This window comes from Spiroplasma endosymbiont of Cantharis nigra, assembly GCF_964019925.1.
In the GTDB taxonomy this organism is placed as follows: domain Bacteria; phylum Bacillota_I; class Bacilli_A; order Mycoplasmatales; family Mycoplasmataceae; genus Spiroplasma_A.
In genome coordinates this window covers 1,108,575-1,134,071 of sequence record NZ_OZ026470.1, presented here as the reverse complement: position 1 = coordinate 1,134,071, position 25,497 = coordinate 1,108,575, and the positions used below count along the sequence as shown (strand labels likewise).

The 25,497-nt window shown below is 26.5% G+C and carries 23 protein-coding genes; 2 read left to right on the top strand and 21 right to left on the bottom strand.

The genetic code is table 4. The annotated features are described in order from the left end of the window. Nucleotides 1–11: 11 nt before the first annotated feature. Genes AACL04_RS04985 through AACL04_RS04975 form a run of 3 tightly spaced genes read right to left on the bottom strand, consistent with a single transcriptional unit; the run spans nucleotide 12 to nucleotide 3,118 of the window. Complete coding sequence (locus tag AACL04_RS04985) at nucleotides 12–1,001, bottom strand: alpha-ketoacid dehydrogenase subunit beta (protein ID WP_339030078.1); 990 nt, start codon at nucleotides 999–1,001, stop codon at nucleotides 12–14. Continuing rightward, a complete protein-coding gene (gene pdhA / locus AACL04_RS04980) occupies nucleotides 1,001–2,113 on the bottom strand; it encodes a pyruvate dehydrogenase (acetyl-transferring) E1 component subunit alpha (RefSeq protein ID WP_339030076.1) in 1,113 nt (370 codons plus the stop codon). Before pdhA ends, AACL04_RS04985 begins: the two co-directional genes overlap by 1 nt. A 9-nt stretch (nucleotides 2,114–2,122) precedes the next feature. Next, complete coding sequence (locus AACL04_RS04975) at nucleotides 2,123–3,118, bottom strand: lipoate--protein ligase (RefSeq protein WP_339030074.1); 996 nt, start codon at nucleotides 3,116–3,118, stop codon at nucleotides 2,123–2,125. A gap of 167 nt (nucleotides 3,119–3,285) precedes the next feature. Here AACL04_RS04975 and AACL04_RS04970 point away from each other — a divergent pair, with 167 nt between their 5' ends. Further along, nucleotides 3,286–4,158, top strand: a complete 873-nt coding sequence (locus AACL04_RS04970; protein ID WP_339030072.1) for an HAD-IIB family hydrolase — start codon at nucleotides 3,286–3,288, stop codon at nucleotides 4,156–4,158. A gap of 21 nt (nucleotides 4,159–4,179) precedes the next feature. Here AACL04_RS04970 and pepF read toward each other — a convergent pair whose 3' ends face one another. The 8 genes from pepF to AACL04_RS04930 all read right to left on the bottom strand — a co-directional run bounded on the left by pepF (nucleotide 4,180) and on the right by AACL04_RS04930 (nucleotide 13,306). Further along, nucleotides 4,180–5,958, bottom strand: a complete 1,779-nt coding sequence (pepF, locus tag AACL04_RS04965; RefSeq protein WP_339030070.1) for an oligoendopeptidase F — start codon at nucleotides 5,956–5,958, stop codon at nucleotides 4,180–4,182. Between the two features lie 105 nt (nucleotides 5,959–6,063). Further along, on the bottom strand, nucleotides 6,064–7,401 hold the full coding sequence (locus tag AACL04_RS04960; protein WP_339030068.1) for a M17 family metallopeptidase: 1,338 nt from the start codon (nucleotides 7,399–7,401) through the stop codon (nucleotides 6,064–6,066). 46 nt (nucleotides 7,402–7,447) lie between these two features. Continuing rightward, complete coding sequence (locus AACL04_RS04955; protein WP_339030067.1) at nucleotides 7,448–8,035, bottom strand: GIY-YIG nuclease family protein; 588 nt, start codon at nucleotides 8,033–8,035, stop codon at nucleotides 7,448–7,450. Between the two features lie 69 nt (nucleotides 8,036–8,104). Next, a complete protein-coding gene (gene tuf / locus AACL04_RS04950; RefSeq protein WP_339030065.1) occupies nucleotides 8,105–9,292 on the bottom strand; it encodes an elongation factor Tu in 1,188 nt (395 codons plus the stop codon). 115 nt (nucleotides 9,293–9,407) lie between these two features. Next, a complete protein-coding gene (gene fusA / locus AACL04_RS04945; RefSeq protein WP_339030063.1) occupies nucleotides 9,408–11,477 on the bottom strand; it encodes an elongation factor G in 2,070 nt (689 codons plus the stop codon). 24 nt (nucleotides 11,478–11,501) lie between these two features. Then, nucleotides 11,502–11,969: a 30S ribosomal protein S7 gene (gene rpsG / locus AACL04_RS04940; protein WP_053946608.1), complete on the bottom strand. Its 468-nt coding sequence runs from the start codon at nucleotides 11,967–11,969 to the stop codon at nucleotides 11,502–11,504. A 48-nt stretch (nucleotides 11,970–12,017) separates the two neighbouring features. Next, nucleotides 12,018–12,437 (bottom strand): 30S ribosomal protein S12, encoded by a 420-nt coding sequence (rpsL, locus tag AACL04_RS04935; RefSeq protein WP_020836733.1) that lies wholly within the window; start codon nucleotides 12,435–12,437, stop codon nucleotides 12,018–12,020. 113 nt (nucleotides 12,438–12,550) lie between these two features. After that, entirely contained in the window at nucleotides 12,551–13,306 is a 756-nt protein-coding gene (locus AACL04_RS04930) for a hypothetical protein (RefSeq protein WP_339030058.1), read from the bottom strand. Nucleotides 13,307–13,382: 76 nt separating this feature from the next. Between AACL04_RS04930 and AACL04_RS04925 the strand changes: the two genes are divergently transcribed. Then, nucleotides 13,383–14,495 (top strand): hypothetical protein, encoded by a 1,113-nt coding sequence (locus tag AACL04_RS04925; RefSeq protein ID WP_339030056.1) that lies wholly within the window; start codon nucleotides 13,383–13,385, stop codon nucleotides 14,493–14,495. Nucleotides 14,496–14,525: 30 nt separating this feature from the next. Here the strand turns inward: AACL04_RS04925 and AACL04_RS04920 are convergent, their stop codons facing one another. The 10 genes from AACL04_RS04920 to AACL04_RS04875 all read right to left on the bottom strand — a co-directional run bounded on the left by AACL04_RS04920 (nucleotide 14,526) and on the right by AACL04_RS04875 (nucleotide 25,492). Beyond that, nucleotides 14,526–14,720, bottom strand: a complete 195-nt coding sequence (locus AACL04_RS04920; protein WP_339030054.1) for a hypothetical protein — start codon at nucleotides 14,718–14,720, stop codon at nucleotides 14,526–14,528. Between the two features lie 131 nt (nucleotides 14,721–14,851). Continuing rightward, nucleotides 14,852–15,877, bottom strand: coding sequence for a hypothetical protein (locus tag AACL04_RS04915; protein WP_339030052.1), 1,026 nt, complete (start codon nucleotides 15,875–15,877; stop codon nucleotides 14,852–14,854). A gap of 6 nt (nucleotides 15,878–15,883) precedes the next feature. Then, a complete protein-coding gene (locus tag AACL04_RS04910) occupies nucleotides 15,884–16,492 on the bottom strand; it encodes a LemA family protein (protein WP_339030050.1) in 609 nt (202 codons plus the stop codon). A 69-nt stretch (nucleotides 16,493–16,561) separates the two neighbouring features. Next, nucleotides 16,562–17,245, bottom strand: a complete 684-nt coding sequence (locus tag AACL04_RS04905; protein WP_339030048.1) for a hypothetical protein — start codon at nucleotides 17,243–17,245, stop codon at nucleotides 16,562–16,564. A gap of 40 nt (nucleotides 17,246–17,285) precedes the next feature. Beyond that, the gene (locus tag AACL04_RS04900; protein WP_339030046.1) at nucleotides 17,286–19,685 is read right to left on the bottom strand and encodes a hypothetical protein; all 2,400 of its coding nucleotides are present in this window, start codon (nucleotides 19,683–19,685) and stop codon (nucleotides 17,286–17,288) included. A 12-nt stretch (nucleotides 19,686–19,697) separates the two neighbouring features. Beyond that, a complete protein-coding gene (locus tag AACL04_RS04895) occupies nucleotides 19,698–21,371 on the bottom strand; it encodes a hypothetical protein (protein WP_339030044.1) in 1,674 nt (557 codons plus the stop codon). Nucleotides 21,372–21,646: 275 nt separating this feature from the next. Continuing rightward, complete coding sequence (locus tag AACL04_RS04890; protein ID WP_339030043.1) at nucleotides 21,647–22,963, bottom strand: hypothetical protein; 1,317 nt, start codon at nucleotides 22,961–22,963, stop codon at nucleotides 21,647–21,649. After that, the gene (gene prmC / locus AACL04_RS04885; RefSeq protein ID WP_339030042.1) at nucleotides 22,953–23,792 is read right to left on the bottom strand and encodes a peptide chain release factor N(5)-glutamine methyltransferase; all 840 of its coding nucleotides are present in this window, start codon (nucleotides 23,790–23,792) and stop codon (nucleotides 22,953–22,955) included. The genes AACL04_RS04890 and prmC overlap by 11 nt, the downstream gene beginning before the upstream one ends. Nucleotides 23,793–23,794: 2 nt before the next feature. Further along, on the bottom strand, nucleotides 23,795–24,880 hold the full coding sequence (prfA, locus tag AACL04_RS04880; RefSeq protein WP_339030041.1) for a peptide chain release factor 1: 1,086 nt from the start codon (nucleotides 24,878–24,880) through the stop codon (nucleotides 23,795–23,797). 9 nt (nucleotides 24,881–24,889) lie between these two features. Continuing rightward, nucleotides 24,890–25,492, bottom strand: coding sequence for a thymidine kinase (locus AACL04_RS04875; protein WP_339030040.1), 603 nt, complete (start codon nucleotides 25,490–25,492; stop codon nucleotides 24,890–24,892). Nucleotides 25,493–25,497 lie beyond the last annotated feature (5 nt).

The following is a 25,497-nucleotide window of genomic DNA, read 5'->3' as shown; positions in this document are numbered from 1 at the left end:
CCTCTTAGTATCTAAAATTTATAATTTAAGATTTCTTCCATTTTAACTAGTATTTTTTTTGGATGAGGTTGGTGGTAAGCTTCACCTGAGTCAAAAGGTATAACAATGTCATATCCTGTACATCTCATTGATGGAGCTTTTAAATATTCAAAACATTCTTCATTTACTGAAGCAATAATTTCAGATGATACTGAAAATGATCTAATTGCTTCATGAACAACTAATAATCTTCCTGTTTTTTTAACAGATTCAAAAATCATTTCTTTATCTCATGGTTGAATTGAGCGTAAATCAATTAATTCAATTGTAACATCTGGGTTTTTTTCTTCTAACTCATCAATTGCTTTTTGACAATCAACTGTTTGAGCTCCATAAGTAACAACTGTTAAGTCATTTCCCTCTTGGATTTTAAAGGCTTTTCCTATTTCAACAGTATAAAATCCTTCAGGAACTTCTTGTTTAAATGCTCTATATAATTTTGTTGGTTCAAAAACAATAACTGGATCTGGTGATTCAATTGCTGCCAAAATTAAACCCTTTGTATCATAAGGTGTTGAAGGACAAACTACTTTAATACCTGGAGTATGAGCATACATTGCTTCCATTGCTTCAGAGTGTAATTCAAGAGCTCTAATTCCACCACCCATTGGCATTCTTATAACAACTGGTGTTGGGTACTTCCCTCTTGTTCTGTTTCTCATTCTACCCATATGTCCTAAAATATTTTGTAATGATGGTCATCCTAAACCTTCAAATTGTAATTCTACAACTGGTTTCATTTTATTTACTGCCATACCAATAGCTACACCAGCAAATACAGCTTCTGATATTGGAGCATCAAAACATCTTTTTTCACCAAACTTGGCTTGTAATCCTTCTGTTGCTCTAAATACTCCACCTTCATAACCAGCATCTTCTCCATAAACAACAACGTCATCTCATTTTTCCATAGCAACTTCTAAAGCTTCTGAAACTGCTTTAACATTATTTAAAACTTTCATTAATGGTGTCCTCCTTTAGCTACTTCTGGATATTTAGTGAAAAACTCTTTTGCTTCCTTATATTGTTTTTCTAAATCTGGAGTTTTTTCAGCAAATTGGAAATTAAAAATATCTTCTAATTCATATGATTTATTTGCTTCAGCTCAGTCAAATTCAGTTCTTATAAGTTCATCTTGAGTTTTATCTAATTCCTCTTGCTTTTTATCATTTCATATTTTTTTGCTAACTAAATATTTTTTCATTCTTATTAATGGATCTGATTTAAGTGCTTCTTCAAATTCAGATTTTGGTCTATAAATATCTGGGTTATCTGATGATGAATGGGCTCCTAATCTATATGTATCACATTCAATGAAAACTGGACCTTTACCACTTCTTGCATGTTCGATTGCTTCTTTTGCAACTGCATAAACTGCAAGCAAGTCATTTCCATCAACTTTAATTGAAGGCATTCCTGATGCAATACCTTTTACAGCAATATTTATTGACTTTGTAGATTTTTTATAAGGTGTCGAAATAGCTCATTTATTATTTTCACAAATGAAAACAACTGGTAGTTCATGAATTTTTGCAAAGTTCATTGCTTCATAAGTTTCACCTTCACTCATTCCACCATCACCTGTTGTAGTTACTGCTACTCCTCCTGTTCCTCTATATTTTTCTGCAAAAGCTATTCCTGTTGCATGTGAATATTGAGAACCAATAATAATATTTGGTGGTAAAGAGTTAACACCCTCTGGTGATTGACCACCATATTCATTTCCCATTCAATAAAGCATTATATTTCTCATTGGCATACCAACGCTTAATCAAGCAGCATTATTTCTATAACCAGATGAGAATCAATCTTTTCCTTTTATTAAAGGCATTGTATATCCGATTTCAGATGCCTCTTGTCCTGTTGAAGAAAGAAATGATAATAATCTCCCTTGTCTTTGTGCTTTATTTTGAAAATCATCTTGTCTTCTTGAAAGATTCATTAATCAATATGCATCAATTAATTCTTTATCTGTCATTTCAGGCATTAATTTTTCATCAACAATTTTTCCATCTTTATCCATTACACGAACTATTTCGTCCTTTAATGGATCAAATTTTCCTATAAATTTCATTTTTACCTCCTATTGTATCAATAAGTCTAGTATATCCTTACTTGTGAAGTTTTCACCAAATATATTTTTAATATCTGACTTATTTAAAACATCTTCTAAAACAAATGTTTCATATTTTAAATTTACTAATTTATTTTCAAGGTCTTCTGTTCCTTGGAAACCTAAAAAGTCTCCATAGAATTTGGCGTCTTTGATAACCCCTTTTTCAATTTTTAAAAGAGCTTCAATCGATCCTTTGCCCTCCAACCTTTGTTTATTTCTATAATCAAAATCTGCATTTTTTGCATAATTCCAATCTGAATTCCTAAATTTCTTTTCGCTAAGATCTTTTATTTCTTTTATTTCATCTTCGCTTAAATTAATTGTTTTTATTTCATCTGATTTTTTATATGTTTCAATTAATTTATTCATAAAAGCTTCAATATCAATTTTATTTTTTACTTCCGAATTTATGTTTGTAACCCTAGCTGCAATAGATTTAATATTTTTTGAAAGAATTTTTGCTCTGTCAACAGTTAAATAATTAGTTAATTTATCCAAATTCGCATTGAATAATATTGTTCCATGTTGCAAAAATCTATCTTCATATTTTCACATAGCATTTCCAGAAATCTTTTTGCCATTTAATTCAATATCATTTCTTCCAGAAAATTTTGCAGGAACGTTTAACTCATTAAGAGTTTTAATAACAGGATCCAACATTTTTGAAAATAAAGAAACACCTTTATTTTCTAAATCTGTATAGATAATGCTGAAATTCATATTTCCTAAATCATGAAACACTGTTCCACCACCACTATTTCTTCTAACAATGTTAACAGAATCTTTTTGAGCATTTTGAAGGTTTATTTCTCAAGCTGCATTTTGATTTCTTCCAACCACAATTGTGTTATCGTTTTGTCATAAAAAAAGAATTGGTTCTGCATATTTTTTATTCTTTACAAAATATTCTTCTGTTGCTAAGTTAAAAGATGGGTCAACACAAGAAGTTTTATATATAAACATTTAGATACTTCCCTTCTATACAACTATATTCTAAGGTATTTATGTCAAATTTGAGGAAATTTTTTAAATAAAGAAAATTATTTTCTAAATTTTTCCAATCGCTATTCGCTTTTTTTATCAAAAGAAATGAACTAAAAAAGATATAATTATTAGTAAAGGAGGCAATTATGCAATTACAACATTTATCAAAAAAGAGATTAATTTTAATAGATTTAGACGGTACAACTTTAATGTCTAATGGAGAAGAAATTCATGAAATTACAAAACAAGCTTTAATTAACGCTACTAAAAATGGTCATGAAGTTTGTATAATAACAGGAAGACCTCATAGAGCAAGTATTAGATTTTTTAATGAGCTTGGATTAACTACACTTTTAACAAATTTTGATGGAGCACATATACATGATCCTGTATCAATGAAATTTAAAAGAATAGTTTTTCCTATAAGTGAAGAGGTAGTTAAAGAAATAATGTTACATCCCGTTATTAAATCAAGTATTTCAAATATACTTATTGAATCATATAATAAAGCAATGGTTAAGGAAAAAAATGAGTTCATAGAAAACTTTTTTCATCTTGATGATGTAGCTGATGATGAATATAAAATTATTGACCCATATAAGCATTGAGAAGGTGCTGCAACTAACGTGGTTTTATTTATAGATACTGAAGATAATAAGGATAATGTTTTAAGAGTATTAGAAAAATTTAAGAATACAATTAAAATACAATCTGGAAATGTCTATGGGAATTTAAGTAAATCTTCAAAGTTAATGGTTACTTTAACTAATAAGATTGTGAATAAAGGTTTTGTTGCAGACATATTAGCACAATACTATAATAAAGACATTAGAGATGTTATTGCTTTTGGAGACCAAATGAATGATTATGAAATGGTTCAAAAAGTAGGTTATGGAGTAGCTATGAAAAATGGAAGCACAGCTCTAAAAAATATTGCAGCAGGAATAACAAATCTTAGTAATGATGAAGGTGGACTTGGTGAATATCTTGAAAAACTTTTAAGAGGAATGGAAGTTTAAAAAACTGGTTATCCAGTTTTTTTATTTTGTAATTTCTTCTAATTGATTTATAAGTTCATTAATTTCATCTACTAAAGGCTTATATGTTTCTGCACTTAAAAAGTCTATGCCAACCTCTTTTAAAATATCTAACGGAGGTTTTGAACCTCCTAGCTTCAAGAAATTAATTATTGTATTCTTATTACCCTTTTTAAAATCCCTATATAATTTAAAACTTGCTAACAAATCAACTGCATACTTATAAACATAAAATGGAGATTGAAAAAAATGAGATATATAAGGTCATGAGTAATTTGGCTCATCTTTATCATCAAACTCATCATATCCAAATTCATTTTGCTTCTCTATAAATAAATCATTTAAACTATCAGTAGTAATTGCCTCTCCATCTTCAATTAATTTATGGGCGCTATACTCAAAATCTGCAAATTGAATTTGTCTATAAAATGTTGAAATCAGATCAAATATTCTTTGTTGTAGTAAATATTTTTTTTCTTCAACATCTTCTGTAGATAAATATAAATAATCAAATAATAAATGCTCATTAAATGTTGATGCAACTTCAGCCAATATTATTGGATAATTATTCAAAGGGTATTTTTGAGATTCATCTGCAAATAAAGTATGAACAGAATGACCAATCTCATGAGCCAAAGTACTCACTGACCCTAATTGTTCATCTCAATTCATTAAAATTATTGGTTCAACACCATTACCACCAGATGAGTATGCTCCATCAGATTTATTTTCATCTTCATAATAATCAATTAATGAATCTTTTAAAGCCGTTTTCAATTTTGCTTCGTATTCATTTCCCAAAACGCTTAAACACTTCTGAACAATATTTTTGCCTTCTTCTACACTAAACTTTTTTTTATAATTCTTAGAGACTTTTAAAAGTCTATCAGTTGAATAAAATTTCTCAAAGCTATATATTTTTTTTATCAATCTATTATATTTTTTAAAATTTATTATTGTATCTTTTCCAAATTTAATTAGATTTAAATAAATTTCCTCACTGACTTGGTCATTAAATAAATTCATTTCCAGAATTGACCTATAATTCCTAACATTTTTATCTTCATTTTGAACTTGTATAATTGCTTCATATATTTTTGCATAGCTATGTTTTCTTGAACTATAATTTTTAAAATATAATTCGTTTGCTTCTCTTCGCTTTTCTTGATCTTTTATTGGATCAGAATTCTCCATAATTTCTCTATATAAAGATAAATTTAATTCTACCTCCTTATTATTTCATTCAATTATAGAGTTTTGTTTATCTGCATAAGATAATGAATCATATAAATTTCCAACTGCATTTCTGCTTCTTGAAACTTTACTCATTAGTTCTTCATCTGTTTTTGAAAGAATAAATTTAGAAGATTTAAAAAAGGTCTTAAAATAATATTTATATTCATGCCTATTATTTTCTTCTAATCATTGAAAAATTTTCTTATCTCCTATTTCCTTTAATTCATTTAATACAAAAGCTTTTTTAATATTAAAATCTTGATAAAAATTATCTAGTAATGAGTTTAACTCTTGATTCTCATTATTTGTTTGATCAATATCAATTAAATGAGCATATTGATTTAGTCTGGATAAAATAAAATCAATACTTTTTTCAAGCTCTAAATAATGTAAAAATTTTTCTTGATTATCTAATTTACCTTTTAACTTTGAAATTTCTTCAACAAATAATTTGGCCTTACTTAGATCTAGTTTTCAGCTTTTAAAGTCTTTGTATAAATGAGAAAAGTCTCATTTATACTTTTTATTTATTTCATTTCTTTTCATATTTTTATTATATAGAATAAAAGAAAATTTATATTTCATATTAGTAATAATATTTTTAAAAGAAAAAAAGATTCTAATTAAATTAAAATCCTTCTTTCATTTATTTTATTTTTTTAATAATTCAAACATAGTTTTTAACATTGGTGCTCTACCACGTTTATTTGCATCTGCTGTTGCAGCTATATCCAAATGAATATATTCTTTTCCTTCAGCAAAAGAATCTAAAAATGCTGCAGCTGTTGATGAACCAGCTTCTCTACCAGGTTCAGAGTTTGCTAAATCTGCTATTTTTGAACATTGCATTGCTTTTAAATGATCTCCAATTATTGGTTGTCTTCAAATTGGTTCTTGACCTTTTTTTGAAGCCATTTCAAATTCTTTATGAAATTCATCATATTTTGAAAATGTTCCAGTAAATCATCTTCCAAGCGCTACTGCTATAGCTCCTGTTAAAGTTGCTACAGTAATTGCTCTATCAGCTTTTGCTTCTCTTATGGCATAAGTAATTCCATCAGCTAATACTAATCTACCTTCTGCATCTGTATTAGTTATTTCAACAGTTTTACCATTCATAGATTTAATTACAGATTCTGTTAAAGTTGCTTTTCCACCAATTCTATTATCAGTTAGCATTGCAATAGATACAACATTACATTTTGCCTTAGCTTTTGCAAGCGCCATAATAGTTGAAGAAACTATAGCTGCACCTGACATATCAAATTTCATATTATCCAGAAAATTTGAAGGTTTTAAGTTATATCCTCCTGTATCAAAAGTAATTCCCTTACCAACTAATGCTGTTCTTTTTTGAGAAGAGTCTGATTTATATTCCATTACAACAACTCTTGGATCGATATTACTTCCTGCATTAACTGAAAGTAATAATCCCATACCCATTGATTCAATTTGCTTCTTATCATAAACTGTAACTTTTAAATCTTTTATTTCTTTAGCTTTTGCAACAATTCTATTTGCAATTTCAACAGATGTACCAATGTTTGGTGGTAAGTCTTGTAAGTCCCTTGCAAAATTTAAGTATTCCATTTTAATTGCAGATTCTTCATAAATTGCATTAAATTTTTTATCAAATAAAAAATTAATTGATTTTGGTTGTGCTTGTTTTTCTTTCATTTCAAACTCTTTATGTGCAGCAAACATAATTGTTTCTACAACTTTTTGAAAAGCCTCTTCTTCATTTTTAAACTTTGTTGCAAATGACTCTACGTTAACATTTAAATCATATTTATTTGATTTAATTATTGCTTCTAGAGAATCACCTAGTTCTCTAAGACAAGGTTTATCATTTAAAAAATAATATAAAGTTTTATCTTCACTAATTAATGAAGTAACTCCATTTTCTTTAACAACTAACTCATTTAATTTATCCTTTGAGCCAACTGCTTTTAAAGTTAATGTAAATTCTTTTTTGTTGTTTGTTATCATTTTATTTCTCCTTTTAATTTACAAGATTATAATAACATTTTTAACACTACTTTATTATAAAGGTTTCCTTGCATTTTTTATTTGTACATTTACCATAAATTATTAGTTTTAATTTTTCAGTATTTTTTTCATAATTTAAAAAACTTTTAACCATACCATGACCATTTGGACATTTCATTTTTCGATTAACCAATTTAGTATTTAATGAGTAAAATTTTGATTTCGTTGAGTAAATATAATATGTTTCTTTCATTAGTCTATCATTTTGATTATCTATTTCATCCAAAATTAAAAAGTTAATATCATCTATATCATCTACTTTTGATCTCATTTTAGAATAAAATCTATCTTTACTATTTTTAAAGCAATTAACATGTTGTTTGAATCTACTAATTAAATTTCTAGATTCTCCAATATAGCAAAAGTTTAATTTATTATTAACTATTGAATAAACAAGATATGTTCCTGAAATCTTATAATTAATTTGACTTAATTCTAAACTATTAAAACTTGACCTAGTTATTAATAAGTTATTAATAAAATGCAATAAATAATTTTCTGATAGTAATTTGTATTTTAAATCCTTAGAATTTTTAATATTACTTATTGCTTTGAATTGTTCTTTTAAGTCCATAAAAATCACCCTTACTTACTATTATAAATTAAAAAAAATCCCTAATGGAATTTTTTATTATTTATCAAATTATTGAACGATTGAAACAACTGTTCCAGCACCAATAGTTCTTCCACCTTCACGGATTGAGAATTTTGTACCTTGTTCAACAGCAATTGGTTTAATTAATTCAATAACTAATTCAACATTATCTCCAGGCATAACCATGTCTGTTCCACTTGGTAAGTGAACTTCTCCAGTAACGTCTGTAGTTCTAAAGTAGAATTGAGGACGGTATTTGTTAAAGAATGGTTTGTGTCTTCCACCTTCTTCTTGTGTTAAAGCATAAACTGATGCATTTAATTTTGTATGTGGTTTAATTGTTCCTGGTTTTGCAAGAACTTGTCCACGTTCAATATTATCTCTATCAACACCTCTTAATAGTGCTCCAACATTATCTCCAGCTTCAGCAAAGTCTAGTAATTTTCTAAACATTTCTAATCCTGTAACGACAACTTTTTTACTATCTTCAACTAATCCAACAATTTCGATTTCGTCGTTTACTTTAACAACTCCTCTTTCAACTCTTCCAGTTGCAACTGTTCCACGACCTGTAATTGTAAATACATCTTCTACAGGCATTAAGAAAGTTTTTTCTTTATCACGAATTGGTGTTGGGATATATGCATCAACAGCATCCATTAATTCTTCAACTTTAGTAACTCATTTAGCATCACCATTTAATGCTCCTAAAGCTGATCCACGAATAACAGGTGCTCCATCTCCATCAAAGTCATATGCAGATAATAAATCTCTAACTTCCATTTCAACTAAATCTATTAACTCTTCGTCATCTACCATATCACATTTATTTAAAAATACTGCGATAGCTGGTACTCCAACTTGTCTTGACAATAAGATATGCTCTCTTGTTTGAGGCATTGGTCCGTCAGTTGCAGCAACAACAAGGATTCCACCATCCATTTGTGCAGCTCCTGTAATCATGTTTTTAACATAATCGGCGTGGCCAGGACAATCTACGTGAGCGTAGTGTCTTTTTTCTGTTTTATATTCAACGTGAGAAGTATTAATTGTAATACCTCTTTCTCTTTCTTCGGGTGCATTATCAATATTTGCATAATCTTTGAATTCTGCTCCACCTTTTGCTGCTAATACTTTTGTAATTGCAGCTGTTAAAGTAGTTTTACCGTGGTCAACGTGTCCGATTGTTCCAATGTTAACGTGAGGTAAACTACGGTCAAATGCTTCTTTTGCCATGTTTTTTCATTCCTTCCATTTGGTTCTAATTTATAATTATTTTGACCAAGTGTCCTAATAATTATAAATACATTTTGTTTAAAGTACAATACTTTTTTTATTTGATAATAAGGTACTATTTACCTTGTTTTTTAATAATATCTTCAGCAATGTTTTTTGGTGCTTCATTATAATGACTAAAAATCATTGTATAATTTCCACGACCTTGTGTAAATGAACGAAGTTCAGTTGCATAACCAAACATTTCTGAAAGAGGAACTTTTGATTTAATTGTTTGTGCATTTCCTCTTTGTTCTGAACCTTCAATTAAACCACGTTTTGATGAAATGTTACCCATTACATCTCCATAGTATTCATCTGGTACAGTTACTTCAACTGACATAATTGGTTCTAAAAGAACTGGGTTAACTTTTTTAGCAGCTTCTTTTAATGCTAATGATGCAGCAATTTTATATGCCATCTCATTTGAATCGACATCATGATATGATCCATCAACTATTGTTGCTTTTACGTCTATCATTGGGAATCCAGCAATTATTCCATTTTGTAAAGCATTTTCTAGTCCTACTCTTGCAGCATTGATATATTCTTTTGAGATTTTACCCCCAACAATTTTATCAATTCATTCAAATCCTTTATCATGATTTGGTTCAAATTCAATCACAACGTGTCCATATTGTCCACGTCCTCCTGATTGTTTAACATATTTTCCTTCAACTTTTGCTGAGCCCTTAATTGTTTCACGATATGAAACTTGAGGTGCTCCAACATTTGTTTCCACTTTAAATTCTCTTTTTAAACGGTCAACAATAATATCAAGGTGTAATTCACCCATTCCAGCAATAATTGTTTGTCCAGTTTCTTCATCAGTAAAAGTTCTAAAAGTTGGATCTTCTTCTGACAATTTGTTTAATGATAATCCTAATTTTTCTTGATCTGCTTTAGTTTTTGGTTCTAATGCTAAATGAATAACTGGTTCTGGGAATACCATTGATTCTAAAATAATTTCATTTTTTTCATCTGTTAATGTATCTCCAGTTGTTGTATCTTTCAACCCAACAGCTGCAGCAATATCTCCAGCATAAACTTCATCTATTTCTTCACGGTTATTTGCATGCATTTTTAATAAACGTCCTACACGCTCTTTTTTATCTTTGGTTGCATTTAATACATAACTACCTTTTGCTAAAACTCCTGAGTAAACTCTAAAGAATGTTAGTTTTCCAACAAATGGATCAGTCATAATTTTAAAAGCTAATGCAGCAAATGGTTGATCATCTGCAGCTTTTCTTTCAGCTTCTGTTCCATTTGGTAAGATTCCCTTAATTGAAGGAACATCTAATGGTGATGGTAAATAATCAACAACAGCATCTAATAATAATTTAACACCTTTGTTTTTAAATGCTGACCCAGATAGTACTGGAAAAAATTCAGCTGATATTACACCTTTACGAATTGCTGATTTTAATTCAGGAATTGTAATTTCTTCTCCATCCAAAAATTTAACCATTAAATCTTCATCATATTCAACAGCCATTTCAACTAGTTGCGCTCTTAATTGAACTGCACTATCTTTTAAATCTGCAGGAATTTCAATTTCCTTAGCAACTTCTTCAGCAGCTCCATCAAAACCTCAAGCCTTCATTTCAACTAAATCAATAATTCCGCTAAACTGATCTTCTGCTCCAATTGGTAATTGAATTGGAGCAGCTTTTGCTCCCAATCTATCCCCAATTGTTTTTACTGAGTATAAAAAATCAGCTCCAGTTTTATCCATTTTATTAACAAAAACTACTCTTGGTACTCTATATGTTGTAGCTTGTCTTCAAACAGTCTCTGTTTGAGGTTCCACACCACTTTGACCGTCTAAAACAGCTACAGCTCCATCAAGAACTCTTAATGATCTTTCAACTTCAACTGTGAAGTCAACGTGACCAGGAGTATCAATGATATTAAATCTATGATCTGCTCAAAATGCTGTTGTAGCTGCAGATGTAATTGTAATACCACGTTCTTGCTCTTGAGCCATTCAATCCATTTGTGATTCACCTTCGTGAGTTTCACCAATCTTATGAATTCTACCTGTATGGAATAAAATACGTTCTGTAGTTGTAGTCTTACCAGCATCAATGTGAGCCATAATACCAAAGTTACGAATCATACTTAAACTATATTCTCTTGGCATATTCTTTTTTCTCCTTATTTTCTATTATCAACGATAATGTGCAAATGCTTTATTAGCTTCAGCCATTTTGTGAGTATCTTCACGTTTTTTAACTGATCCACCAACACCATTTGATGCATCAATAATTTCGTTTGCTAATCTATCAATCATTTCTTTTTCATTTCTTAATCTTGAATAATTAATTAATCATCTTAAAGCTAAAGTAACTTTTCTTTCTGTTGATACTTCAACAGGAACTTGATAGTTTGCTCCACCAATACGACGAACTTTTAATTCTAAATGAGGTTTAATATTTTCAATAGCTTTATCAAAAACTTCGATTGGAGTAGTTCCAGTCTTTTCTTTTATTTTTTCAAAAGCCTTGTATAAGATGTGTTGAGCTGTTCCTCTTTTACCATCTAACATAATTTTATTAACTGCTCTACTTACTAGTTTTGAGTTATAAATTGGATCTGGTAATACGTCTCTCTTTTCTGCTTGATGTTTACGCATATTATATTCTCCTTTCTCTTTTATTTATAAAATGTGAATTACACTCTTTTATTTTTTCTCTTTAGGTCTTTTTGTTCCATATAAAGAACGAGATTGCATTCTTCCGTTAACTCCAGTTGTATCTAAAGTACCACGAATTATATGATAACGAACCCCAGGTAAGTCTTTTACCCTTCCCCCACGAATAAGCACAACACTATGTTCTTGTAAGTTGTGTCCTTCTCCTGGAATATAAGCTGTTACCTCCATACCGTTAGTTAATCTAACCCTTGCATACTTACGTAAAGCCGAGTTAGGTTTTTTAGGAGTCATAGTTGCAACCCTTGTACAAACACCTCTTTTTTGTGGTGCTGAAACTCTAGTAACTTTTTTTAATAAAGTATTAACTCCTCTGTTTAAAGCAGGAGCTTTAGTTTTTCATGTTTTTGCTTTTCTTGGTTTTCTAACTAATTGATTGATTGTTGCCATTTAAGGTTCCTCCTTTCCACAATACCGAGTGTATTGTAATCACACAAAATATATTATATATTAAAAAAGAGCTAATTATTAATATTTTTAGCTCTTTTTTTCTTTTTTAATACTTAAAATAAGCATATATTTGGCATTATATTATCAAATACTGTTTGATTCATCATTCCTTCTTGTAAAGGATAAATTAAAATAAGTTCTAATAAGTAAACCATTAAATAATAGAAATTCATATATTCCATAAATATCTCAATTCTTTTTGTTGATAATTGATCCTCTTCAATTGTAGATAATCTTTTATATGTATTTGTATAATTTTGATTAAATTCTAAAATGTTCTCCATTAATTTTGAAAAAGCTGACTGGGCATCTAATTCAGAAACTTTTTTTAAAAAATCATCCATGGGTTTAAAAGTATTATTAGTATCCTCTTTTAAATTTAGTTCTTTATATTTTTCAAGTAGTTCATTTGTTTTAACTCCAAAAGTTTGAACTGCAGTTGCAACTATTATATCAATTCCTTTAGAATCTCTTACAATCTCTTTTTCTAAATTTTCTTTTTCTAAATTAACATCAAGAGAGATTAAAACAATAATAGCATTTTGAAAAATAGACATTAAGTGATTTAAAATAATTAATTTATCTGAATTGTTATCTAGGGGTTTTCACTCTACAAAAGTTTTATCAAAATCTTGACCAAACAATTCCACTTCTTCTCTTGTATGAAGCTGACTATTCTTCTTTAAAAATTCTTCAATATTTTTAGGAATCTTAAACTCATTAGAAATGTTTTCTTTTAAATTTTCATATACAGTATTAACTCTTTTTATAATGATTCTTTCATAATTAATAGGTTTAATTGTTTTCATAAAAATCCTTTTCTATATTTATATATAAGATAATCATACTACATTTGATATTATTAATAATAAGGAGAATACAATAATGGTATGAGGAGAATCAAATTCAAGAGACTTTTTAGATTGAGCTGATTTTTGTAGAAATAATGTTATTAAACAAAAAGGAATAAATTCAACAAGCGGTCCAAATTTTGCAAGTGATAAAAGCTCTGCAAATTATAATTCTGTTAAAAATACACTAATTAATCTTATTCAAAGTAATAAAAGTATTAGTGTACAAGAACTATATAATATTTTACCTAATGATCTTTTATCAAATCCAACAATTAAAAATGTACTCTTACAATTATATTTTGAAGATAATTTAAAAATACAAGGACAACAAAAAAATAATGATGATAGAGAGTCAAATTTTATTTTAGTTTTTGTTAAAAAACCCCTTCCAAAGACTGTGGTTAAAACAGAAAAACAACAATCAAATATTGAAGAACTGATTGATAATACTTGACAAGCTTCAGGAAGAAAATTGGACTTTGAGAAAATTCAACGTGAAGATAAAAGTAAATTAAATATAAACTTAAAAAGAACAACACCAACACCAGTTAGTAAGCCTGCTGAAAAGCCTAATATTGATGTTAGGGATTTAATAAAAGAAAAGGAAATGCCAAAGGAAATAGTGAGGGCAGTTCCCAAAAAAGAAATACCAGAGCCAAAAAATTCAAATATAACATATATCCAAATACCTAAACCAGAGCCAAAAATAATAAAAGAGGATGTTATTCCAGCAGTAAAAGTGAAGCTTGAATATAGACCAATGCCAAATAAAAGAGAAGTCATTATTGAAGATATAGTTTTTCATGGTTTATCAACTTTTGACTTATATTACTTAGAGGCATTTTTAGGTGATGCCGCAATAAAGGAAAGTGACAAGAGGAACCAAATTAAAATAACAAAAGATATTTTAAAAGTTAGAGGAGACATTAAATATGTTGAAGAAAAAAATTCTTCTGCTTTAAAGAATATTTTTGGTTTTATTGGATGTTTAACAATAGTTGGTATACCATTTGTAATAGCTGCAAACTCTAATAAAATTAGAAAAAAAGCAGGAAAAATATATAAAGAAAATTTAAAAAATAGAGGATATGAAAAATTAAAAAATGAATTAAAATTACAACATCCAAAAATTATTGAGTTTTAAAAAGAGTCCTTATTTAAATAAGGACTCTTTTTACATTTCTTGTTTTTTATAACTACTTTTTAATATTTTTGCTTCACTTTTAATATTTTTTAATTCTCTTTTTTTGATTTTTATAGCTAAGTTTGCTTGTTTCATAGTTTCTTTACATTTTTCAATTTCAGTTTCTTTATTTTCTTTTTGAACTTTAAACGCTGCTAATTTTTCTTTTAGTGCTTCTTTTGTCATTTTTATTTTCTCCTTATAGATATAATCTACTAATAGATATAATCATAGTTTAAAAAAGTCTTATTGTCAAATTACTTAATAATATATAAATAATCAATAAAACATTAAGTAAAAAGTTTTAATAACTTATACTAATAAATGCCCTCTATAAAAGATAAAGAAAACATGGCACTCTCAATATCTTGTTTCACTTTATTTGCAAAACTTTCTAAAATTTTTTCTTTTGAGAAACTCTTTATTCTATGAAATACACATACTTCGTTTCTAACATTAGTACTATTAACATATTCATGACCTATTATAAAGTCATTAAATATTGCAATACCACTTAGATTTTTTGTATTTTTCATAGTTAGACTATCAATATATTTAGGTCTAAGCAATTTAGGACCCCTTAAATCTGTATTTGATACATTAATACCAAATCTCTTATTAAATTCTATTGATTCTGTCTGATAACTATCTTTATTTGGTTTTCCAGTAAATATAACTATTCCATTGTAACTCTCATCAAATTTTGTATTTTGAACTGTAAGACCTGTAGTAGCAATATAATGATAAATATAAGTAGTTCGTGTACCATCTTTTGTAGGTGTTACAATTTTTTCTACAGTCCTAATAATTTGATTAACTTGATAATTTACTAATTTGTCATCAAAAGAAAAAACTATACTGTTTCTCTTTTCATTGCCTTTAAAAAAACTATATCTAGATAATCAGCTTTTTGGACTTCCATTATAGTCTTTTATTGGAGCCCTAATAAGTTTTCTCTCTAAATCTATAAATTTGGTTTTTTTAATAAGTGAGTTTGAAGTTGATTTTACTAATAAATCAAATGACTTATTATAAATTTCTTTTCATTCTATCTTATTTACATAATTAAAGGCTTCAACTCTTGAGTAACTAGACTTAGTTAAATAAACTATTCCCAAAACGACAAAAGTTATATCTAATGCAATTAAAAATAAAGTCATAAATACCATTAAACTCGCTAAAACTACTGTTAAGCACATAGATATAATTGCAAGTATTCAAGATAAAATACTTATAATTAAAAATTTCTTTCTCTTTCCAATAGCTGCGTCTAATTTTGATTTATCTAAACAACTCTCAATAAAGCTTGTAATATTTTCTACTAAGTAATTATCGTCTTGCATTTTTTATTAAAATCCAATCTTAACGTCAGCTCTATCTTCTTCAGTTATTTCAAAGAAATATTTATTTTTAGCTTTTATTGATGATCCTGCTACATTTGTTGGTCATACTTTAATTGCTTGATTAAAAGTGCTTACATTTCCATTGTAAATTCTTCTTGAAGCTGCAATATCTTCTTCAATCTCATTTATTGAATTAGACATAGATTGAAATAATTCTGTTGACTTTAGATTTGGATAATTTTCAACTTGGATCATAATGTTTCTTGAAACTTGATCAAGAACTCTGTTATTTTCCATCATTTCTTTTGCTCCCCCACCCATTCTCATATTAGTAACTTTCTCTAAAGTACTTTTTTCAAAATCAATGCTTCCTTTAACAGTATCCATTAATTTAATTAAAGTATCTCTTCTTCTTTTTAATTGAACATCTATACCTGATTCCGATTCTAGTACTTTTGTATCCATTTTCTTTAATTTATTTACATTTCCAATATGAATAAATAAAGGAATAATTAATATAAATGTTAAATATCAAAAAAACTTTCCAAAAGCTGAAACCTTTGGTGAAGTATCTGCATCCCTATTTAAATCTTGCTTTTTATTTGGTGCTATCATAATTTTACTTTCCCCTTCTTTTTACACATCCGTGAATATAATAATTTTATCACTTTAAATTATTTTGATTTAAAATTTTATATTTTTTATTGAAGATATTATTTTAGTTTGCTCATTTTTTGAAATTGGCAAATACTCCATAAAAATTCTATCTTCTCTTGGATTAAGTATGAAACAACTCTCTACAATTTTTTTTGTAGCATTTTCAAACATTTTTTTATATAGAAATAATTGTGCATTATATTTATCAACAAAATTAGTTCTACTGGTTTTTATATCCATTATGTAATAAGTATCTTTCGATTTCAAAATTATGTCAATAGTTCCAAGATAATTGCAATCATAACCCAAATATAAATAAGTTTTTTCAGAATAAATTTGATCAATATTATATTTATATATAAATGAATTTAGCTCAGTAATTATTCTTTTTGCAATATTTATATGATTTGAATTTTTACAGTCTAATATGTTCAAATTTAATTTAAAGTCTTTCCTATCTTTAATTGAATGTGAAATCATATTGTGAACACATATTCCCTGCTTAATTGAATTATCAACTAAATCTTTTTTTATAAATTTATTGTGAATGTAAGGAAAGTTTTTTTCTAATATTAGACTAACAAAAGGTAAATTAATTTTATTATCTTTTCCTATAAAATTTTGTAAGTACAATGGTATTTCAATATCATTTTGAATTATATAATTAAAATTATCATCTCTAAAAATTAAATCTGTTAAATCATATATCATTTTGTTTCTCCTATATATACAATAACAAAAAAAATAATGGCTAACCATTACTTTTATTATATTCATATCTTGTTGTTAAAGAATTAATAATATTCCTTGGATTGTTATTATTTAACTCACTAACAACTTTTGAAATAGATTCTAATTGACTTGAAACACTTCTAAAGTCATATGAAACCATATTTTCTTTAATAATTTTAGTTTCTAATCTCTCTAATAAATTTTCAAGTTTGAATATTCTTTCTTCAATAGAACTTATTTTTTTCTTTTCAAACTCTAAAATTTTTGAACTATAACTTGCTGCTAAATTTTGTTGTTCCAAAACTAACTGCTCTCTAATTTTATTAATTTCATACTTATTATCATAATTATCAGATAAATGTCTTTCATTATGTTCATTTATAGAGCTATTAAATTTATTAGTTTTATTTTCTTCTAAATTTATTTCATGACTTCAATTAACTTCTTCTGCAATTAATTGATTTTTACTAAATAAATTTTCTTGTATATAGTTATCTGGAATTAACTCATTAGTCTCTTTGCTTTCTGTAATTAAATCTTCATTAAAACTGTTTTGATTTGCATAAACGCTTTCTTTAGAATCTGATTGGTTAATATTTGTTTTTAATATATTTTCTTCTGCCAACTTATTAGATTTTTTTTCTTCAATATTTTCAAATATAAAATTCTTTTCTGTATCTTCTACTTGAGTATCTTTTTGATTATCCACTTCCAAACTCATTTTTGGAGGTAAAGTAATATAAGACTTAGCCGAATTCTCTATAATATTTGAATCACTTTTTACTATTTGTTGGCTCAAATCTGATTGTTTAAAATTAAAGTCAGAGTATATTGAATCTATATTTGTATTTGAAGATTCAAATAATTGATTTATATCCATATTAACAGCTCTAGCTAATTTCTCACTAATTGTTGATTGCTCCAAAATATCAGATTTTAAAACATTTCCTTCTAAATTTTCACGCTTATTTAATTCTAAATCATTAAATTCAAAGTTAGGAGAATCAATATCTTCTTTTGATTTCACTGGTAAATTAGTTTCTATAATCTTTTCCATAGACATATTAATTGCCTTTGCTGATGGGCCATCAAAATTTTGGTTAAATTCACTAAACTCTAGTTTAGGAAGATCTATCATATCTAAATCTTCTTCTTTTTTAGTTTCAATTTTATCACTAATAATTTCAGAACTACTTGAAGAATCTTTTGTAATATCAGAAAATTCTTTAACATCAGAAATAATTATTTGATTATTATTTGAAGATCCAATATCTTCAACAATAATTCCCTCATTACTTTTTGGTTGCTGTAAATTAAAATCTTGATATATTAAATCACTGGTTACATTAGATGGTAAATCTATTTCTTCAAGTTGTTCAACAGACATATTAATGGCCTTAGATTTTTGTCCTTCTATAAAATTTTCATCAAATTCAATTTCATTCAAACTATCTTCTATTTTTTCATTAATGTTATCTTTAAAAATAACTGAAGTCTGTGGATAATTATCATCTACTAGCTTATTTAGATCCAAGTGCATTACTTGATAGTCATCAGGTATTTTTATTTTTTTACCTAGCTTATTAAGTCTAATTACATTAAAATTAAATTTTCTAACAATTTCAGATTTTTTATCATCTTCAAATGAATAAAAGTTTTCTTCAATTTGAACTCTTTTAATTTCCAATTTTGTTTTATACTCTTTTCATTTTAAATAATATTTTTTATTTTTTGTATCTTTAAAGAAGCTATCTAATTGAGTTTCATTTAAAATAGGCAACGCAGAGTTATCATTTCTTTTGTTTTGTTCGTTTTCTTTTTGGGAAACCTTTTTTTGGTTTCTCAATTCTACGTTGCCAATTAACTTTCCCTCTTTTGTTACCTCTTTTTCAAATTTTCTTTCTTCTCTATAAATTGAAATTAAATTTCTTTCTTCAGCATAGTTATTTAAAGCGACTGAATCAAATAGTACTACTTCTAATAATACAACTGCTGCAAAAATTAACATTGAAGCAACAAAGAATACTAATTGCCCTGTTAATAAAATAACAACTGCAATAGCTAATAAAGTTATTTTAACAAATGGCTTTGAAAGTTTTTGATGTTTTCTCAATCTAACAAGTTCTATAATTGATAAAACAATTAATACTATTGCTATTGCTATTGAAACTACAATTCAAATTAAGATTGGTTTTTCATTAAATTCAGGTTTTCCAATATTTGAAATATTGGGCTTCCCATTTGAACCAAATATTGAACCAAATAATGGCTCTGTGAAAATATTTAAAATTTTTGTAATAATTGCTGGTGGATTTGCTGATGTCAATAATAACATAATTGCAGAAGTAGCAAATACTATTAGTGATACAGACGCTACTAAGGTTAATGACCATGCAAATATAATAAATATAGCGAACATATTGTTTTCCTCCTATTTTTTTAATTGATTCCAGCTACCAGGAACTGAAATTTGTTTTGTATTTTTATCTTGATTTACTTTATTACTAAATGTGTTTTCAATACTAATTGGACCTCTTCTTAATAAGTTTAAATTCTTATCTATTTCTTTATAGGACTCTTGTATTTCAACACCCTCTTTTCTGTAAGAAGGAGCCTGAAATCTTCTTCTTCCTTCAGAAGGAGTAATTGAACTATCAATTACAACCTCATTGTTTGAAAGAATTGATGGATTAAATTCAGTATTGACTTTTCTTTTTAGAATTTCATGTTCTTCCAATTTTTTTTGATCTAACATTTCATTTCTTTGTTTTTCAATAAACTCATCGATATTAATTCTTAAAATTGAATCTATTCCTGGATCATAATTTTCTTCTTGTTGTTGAATAGTTTCATTCTCTATTAAAAAATTTAATTTATTATACTCCTGATTTTGGATATTAACTTTTTCAAAATTAGAAGATTCATTCTTATATTTGTTTAATTTAAAATCCTTGTCTAAATTATTTTCAATTAGATTAAATTCTTCATTAGAATTTACCCCATCAAATATAACATAATCAAAGTTTTCAGATATTTCATCAATTCTATTAATATCAATAACTTTTGAATCAAGATTCATTCTACAAGATAAACCAGGTATTTTAATTAAGGACTTTGCTATAAACTCATTAATTAATAAAATCTTATTCAAATCAATTCCCTCTGTATTAGTTATTACTATATTCATTTTTTCATTAAAGTTATATGAATCCAATAAATTAATAAACTCATTAATAAACATTTTTTCTGGATCATTTGTAATATTTAAATCGTCTAAAATATCATCAATTTCAGATGTAGTCTTACCTCAATCTGTTGCTGCTAGCAATACAGAAGTTCTTTCTCATAAAATCTTCTTATCTTCTAAACTAATCTTTTCAGGTAAATTATTTATAAATTTTTTTAAAAAGAATAAGCAAGGTGAAGAATATATAACAATTTTTTGTAAATCTATATAAATCAAATTCTCATTATTCATATCATTTAATAATTCTGGATGATTTACCATTAATGTATTCTTTGAAAATAATTCCCTTTTATTTTTCAAAGAAATATATTTATCTTTTGATATTATTTTATTATTTAAATTTTTTGACTCTGTAATTAAATTTTTACTTTTTGTGTTTGATATTATTAATCCACTATTTTCATTTTCAAAAATCTCATTTAGTTTTAAAACCTTTTGATTACTTTCATCATAAGCTCTTTCAAAATTTTCATTAAAATAATTTTTCTCTGATTGATTATACACTTGAGGTTCTAAAAAAGCATTTTCTCTTTTTAAACCCTTTTCAGGAGATATCGAATTTGCAAAATGTTTTTCTTCAAAATCTTCAAAATTATTTTCAAAGTATTTATCAGATTCGGCTTTATTATATAAATAATTATTTTCTTGAGATTCTATATTTGTATATTTATTACTATAATTATTTTTTGAAGGATTTATATTATTTTTATAAGATGATTCCGGATAATGATTATAATCTATAAATCCCATTTGAGTTCCTAATTTTGTTAATCGTTCCTGTTCTTTTCTTTCTTCCAAGACTCTTTTTTCATCTTCCTCACGTTGTTTTTTCATCCTTTCAAATGGATTTAAATACATATTATAACCTCCTAATGCCAAAATTATTATACCATATTTTTTAAAGTTTTTTACTTCTTTTATTGCAATGTAATAGATAGTTTGATATGATATATTACTTTTTTTATTAGTAATTTTGCAAAATTAAAAAGAAGAAGTTATTAAAAGCTGCTAAATATAATTTAAAAACCCCATCTTTTTTATTTATTTATTTTATAAAGTTATTATAACACAAAATACTGCACTTTTATCTCTAGAACAAATTGATCCAGTAAAGATAAAATCTAAAATAATAATTAAATATTATTTTGAATTTTTTTATATTTTATAAAAAGAATTGTATAGATGGTTGATAAAAAACTCAGACTTATTATTGTTTGTGAAATATATTTTAAACCACTCATTCAAGGTTCTGAAATTAAATTATTATTATCAAATGGAAACCCATATGTATTTTTTAAATAATTAAAAGATAGAGCCTTAGGATTAACTTTAAAAGTTCCATTATTTCATAAGTTAGTTATTTTTTGTGCTTGATGACTTGAATATGTAATGGCAACTAAAACAGATAATATTTCAATTAATAAAATAATAAATTGAAAAGTAAATGTTGATTTTGAAGTATTTCAATTTTTAATATAAGCAGTAATAAAAATAAAAATGCTTGCCATTAAAAAGCTAGAAATTATAATAGGTAGAAATTTAATTGCAAAATAGGAATTGGTGATATTCATTTCTTCTATGGAAATACCATTATATGTAACGGACTTATATAAATCTTTAACAATAAAAGTTCAATTAAGCATTGAATTCATTTTTGTTCCAAAAATAGTCATATTAATTATATATGCTAGAGGAGGAAGAAAAACTAAAGCTGTTGCTATAATTAATCAAAATGAGATATTTTTACTGTTATTTAAAGAAAATTTCTTTACTAACTCTTTAAATTTAGATCCACTATTTTCTTTAAAATTACTACGTTTTATTGCTACTTTATTATACTGCTGATTTTTAAATCAAATAGTTAAAAAAAGTATTACTGCTATGATTTTAATAACAGCTAATCATCATGTAGTACTATCAGATGCTCACTTATACTTATTACCCGTATTCTTTATGGACATACTATAAAAAACCTCTTGCATTTCTTTTATTGCTTCCGATTCAAAAATTGAGTTATCCTTCTGAGATAAAAAGTCAAAAAGATTATAAAATTTTGAATAAGAATACTCAGAAATTGCTTCTAGAACAATTGAAAGAACTGCAAACATTGCTATTATCATAATATACAAAGCCTTATAATAATTTGAAAATTGTTGTCTTAAAAATAACTTTAAAAATCCAATTAATATAAAACCAATAATTAAAAAAGATATTGATACTCACATTAGAGTTTCAATTTCAAATTGACTAACTACTAGGTTTTTACCAAAGTTAGTTTTAACAACATCCAAGTGATTTAAGTAATATTTAAGAGAATTATTAATATTTATTATAACAAGAAAAGTTATTGCCTGAATAGATAAAATTAAAAAAAGCAATAAAAATTTAAATACCAAATTATTGTTAACTTTAAATTTATCTATTTTAAATTTATCCCTATTATTTTCCATAAATCTCCTTAGAAGTAATTATAAACATTCTTCAATTATTTGAATAATCTTTTTTGAAATCTATATTATATTTTACTATCTTTCCAGAAAAAATACTTTCTAATTCTTCCTTTTGCTCAAAACCGAACTCACAAAAAATAACTAATTTACTATTTAATTGAAATAGGAAATCTAATTTATTTACTAATATTTTATAAAATTCTAGACCATCATCTTTTGCAAAAAGAGCTAAAAGAGGTTCAAAATTTTTAACACTATTTTGAATATGTAAATCTGATAATTTAATATAAGGAGGATTAATTGTAATAAAATCAGGAGTTATCTTAGTCTCTTCAAAAATATTTAGAAAATCAGATATAAAAGTTTTAGCCTTTTTATTATGTTTCTCTAAATTTAATTTTGCAACTTTAATAGCTTCTGGTAAAATGTCAGTTAAATATAAATTAGCTTCAGGCTGTAAGTTTTTTAAAGTTATACCTATGCAACCACTTCCACAACATATATCAAATAAATTTTTATTTTTAAGATCATATTTTATAACTTCTTCAACTATACATTCTGTTTCTTGTCTTGGTATCAAAACATCTTCATTTACAAAAAAATCATACTTATAAAAATATTTATTTTTCAATATATAAGCAAGAGGTTTTTTAGTTTCCAAAAATATTTTAGTTATTTTTAAAAATAAATCTAATTCACTTTTTGATAATGACATATCAGTTAAAAAGTTAAAATCAGATTTATTTGTTACATGAATTATTATTTCTTTAAAGTCATTTGATTTAAATACTAATGGTACATATTTTTGTTTTAGTTTATAAATATTCATATTTAACCTTGTATATGTTGAGTAATAATATTTTTTTGTTCATCATTAATTAATTCAACAATAATTTCATCCAAATTACCTTCCATTACTTGGTCCAACTTATTTAAAGTTAAGTTTACTCTATGGTCTGTAACTCTATTTTGAGCATAATTGTAAGTTCTAATTTTTTCACTTCTTGCTCCTGTACCAACAGCATTTTTCCTCATACTTGCAGCTTCACTTTGTTGCTTTTCAAGCTCTGCATCATAAATTCTTGCTCTTAATAAAGTCATTGCCTTATCTTTATTATCATGTTGACTTCTTCCATCTTGTGATGCTGCAACTATCCCAGTTGGAATATGTGTAATTCTTACAGCTGAGTCAGTTGTATTAATATGTTGTCCACCTGCACCAGATGCTCTATAAGTATCAATTCTTAAATCGGCTGTTTTAATATCAACTTCAACATCAGTAACCTCTGGAAGAACTGCAACTGTTGCAGTCGAAGTTTGAATTCTACCTTTTGATTCAGTTTTAGGAACTCTTTGAACTCTGTGACTTCCAGACTCAAATTTCATTTTTGAATAAACCTTATCTCCCTTTAACATAAAAGAGATTTGACTAAATCCACCAGCAGTTGATTCATTAACATCAATTACATCAATTTTTCAGTTATTTTTTTCAGCATATTTTGTATATAGTCTAAATAAATCTCCTGCAAAAATATTTGCTTCATCTCCACCTGCAGCACCTCTAATTTCAAAAATAACATTTTTATCATCATTAGGATCTTTAGGCAGTAATAGAAGTTCTAAATCTTTTTCAATAATTTCAATAGCTACTTGTTCTTCTTCTAATTGAAGTTTAGCAAGACTTCTCATTTCTTCTTCTTTTTCAGTTTCTAAAATTAATTTTGCCTCCTCAATATCCTTATTCACTTTTTTATACTCTTGATATTTTTGAACAATTTCTTCTAAATTTGATCTCTCTTTATTTAACTCTGTTAAAAGTTTAATATCTTTTAAAGTTTCTTCTTTTTGAATTGTTTCATCAATTGAGTTAACTCTATTTTCCATTACATCTAAAGCTTCTAAGGTTTTCTTATTCATCATATTCTCCTATTCTGGCTTAATGTAACAGTGTCTACATCTAGCCTCATATTTTTCATTTGCCGAAATTACAATTATTGGTTCATTTGCCTTTGCTGGTTTACCCTCAATTATTCTTTGAGTTCTACTTGCATTACCACCACATGAATGACATATGGCACTTAACTTATCAACATATTCAGCTTCAACAAGTAATCTGTCTACATTTTTAAATGGATTATTTTTAAAATCTTTGTCTAAACCATTAACAATTGCAATGACCCCATCATCAGCAATTTTAGATATAACATCAACAACTTTAGCATCTAAAAATTGAACTTCATCAATACCTATTATATCAATTTTTTGCTTTGCATTTTGCTCTTTAAAAATTTTATAAATTTCTTCACTATCTTTAACAGTAACTGATTCAATTCTCATTCCAGAGTGTGAAAATACATCTTCTTTTGAGTATCTTGTATCTATTAAGGGTTTAAAAACTAAAACATTTTGCTGAGCATGTTTGTATCTATTTAACCTTTTGATAAATTCTTCGGTTTTACCAGCAAACATACAACCAGTTATTAACTCAATTCAGCCTCTTTTACTATTCAGGTTCATTCTGTAATTCATAATAT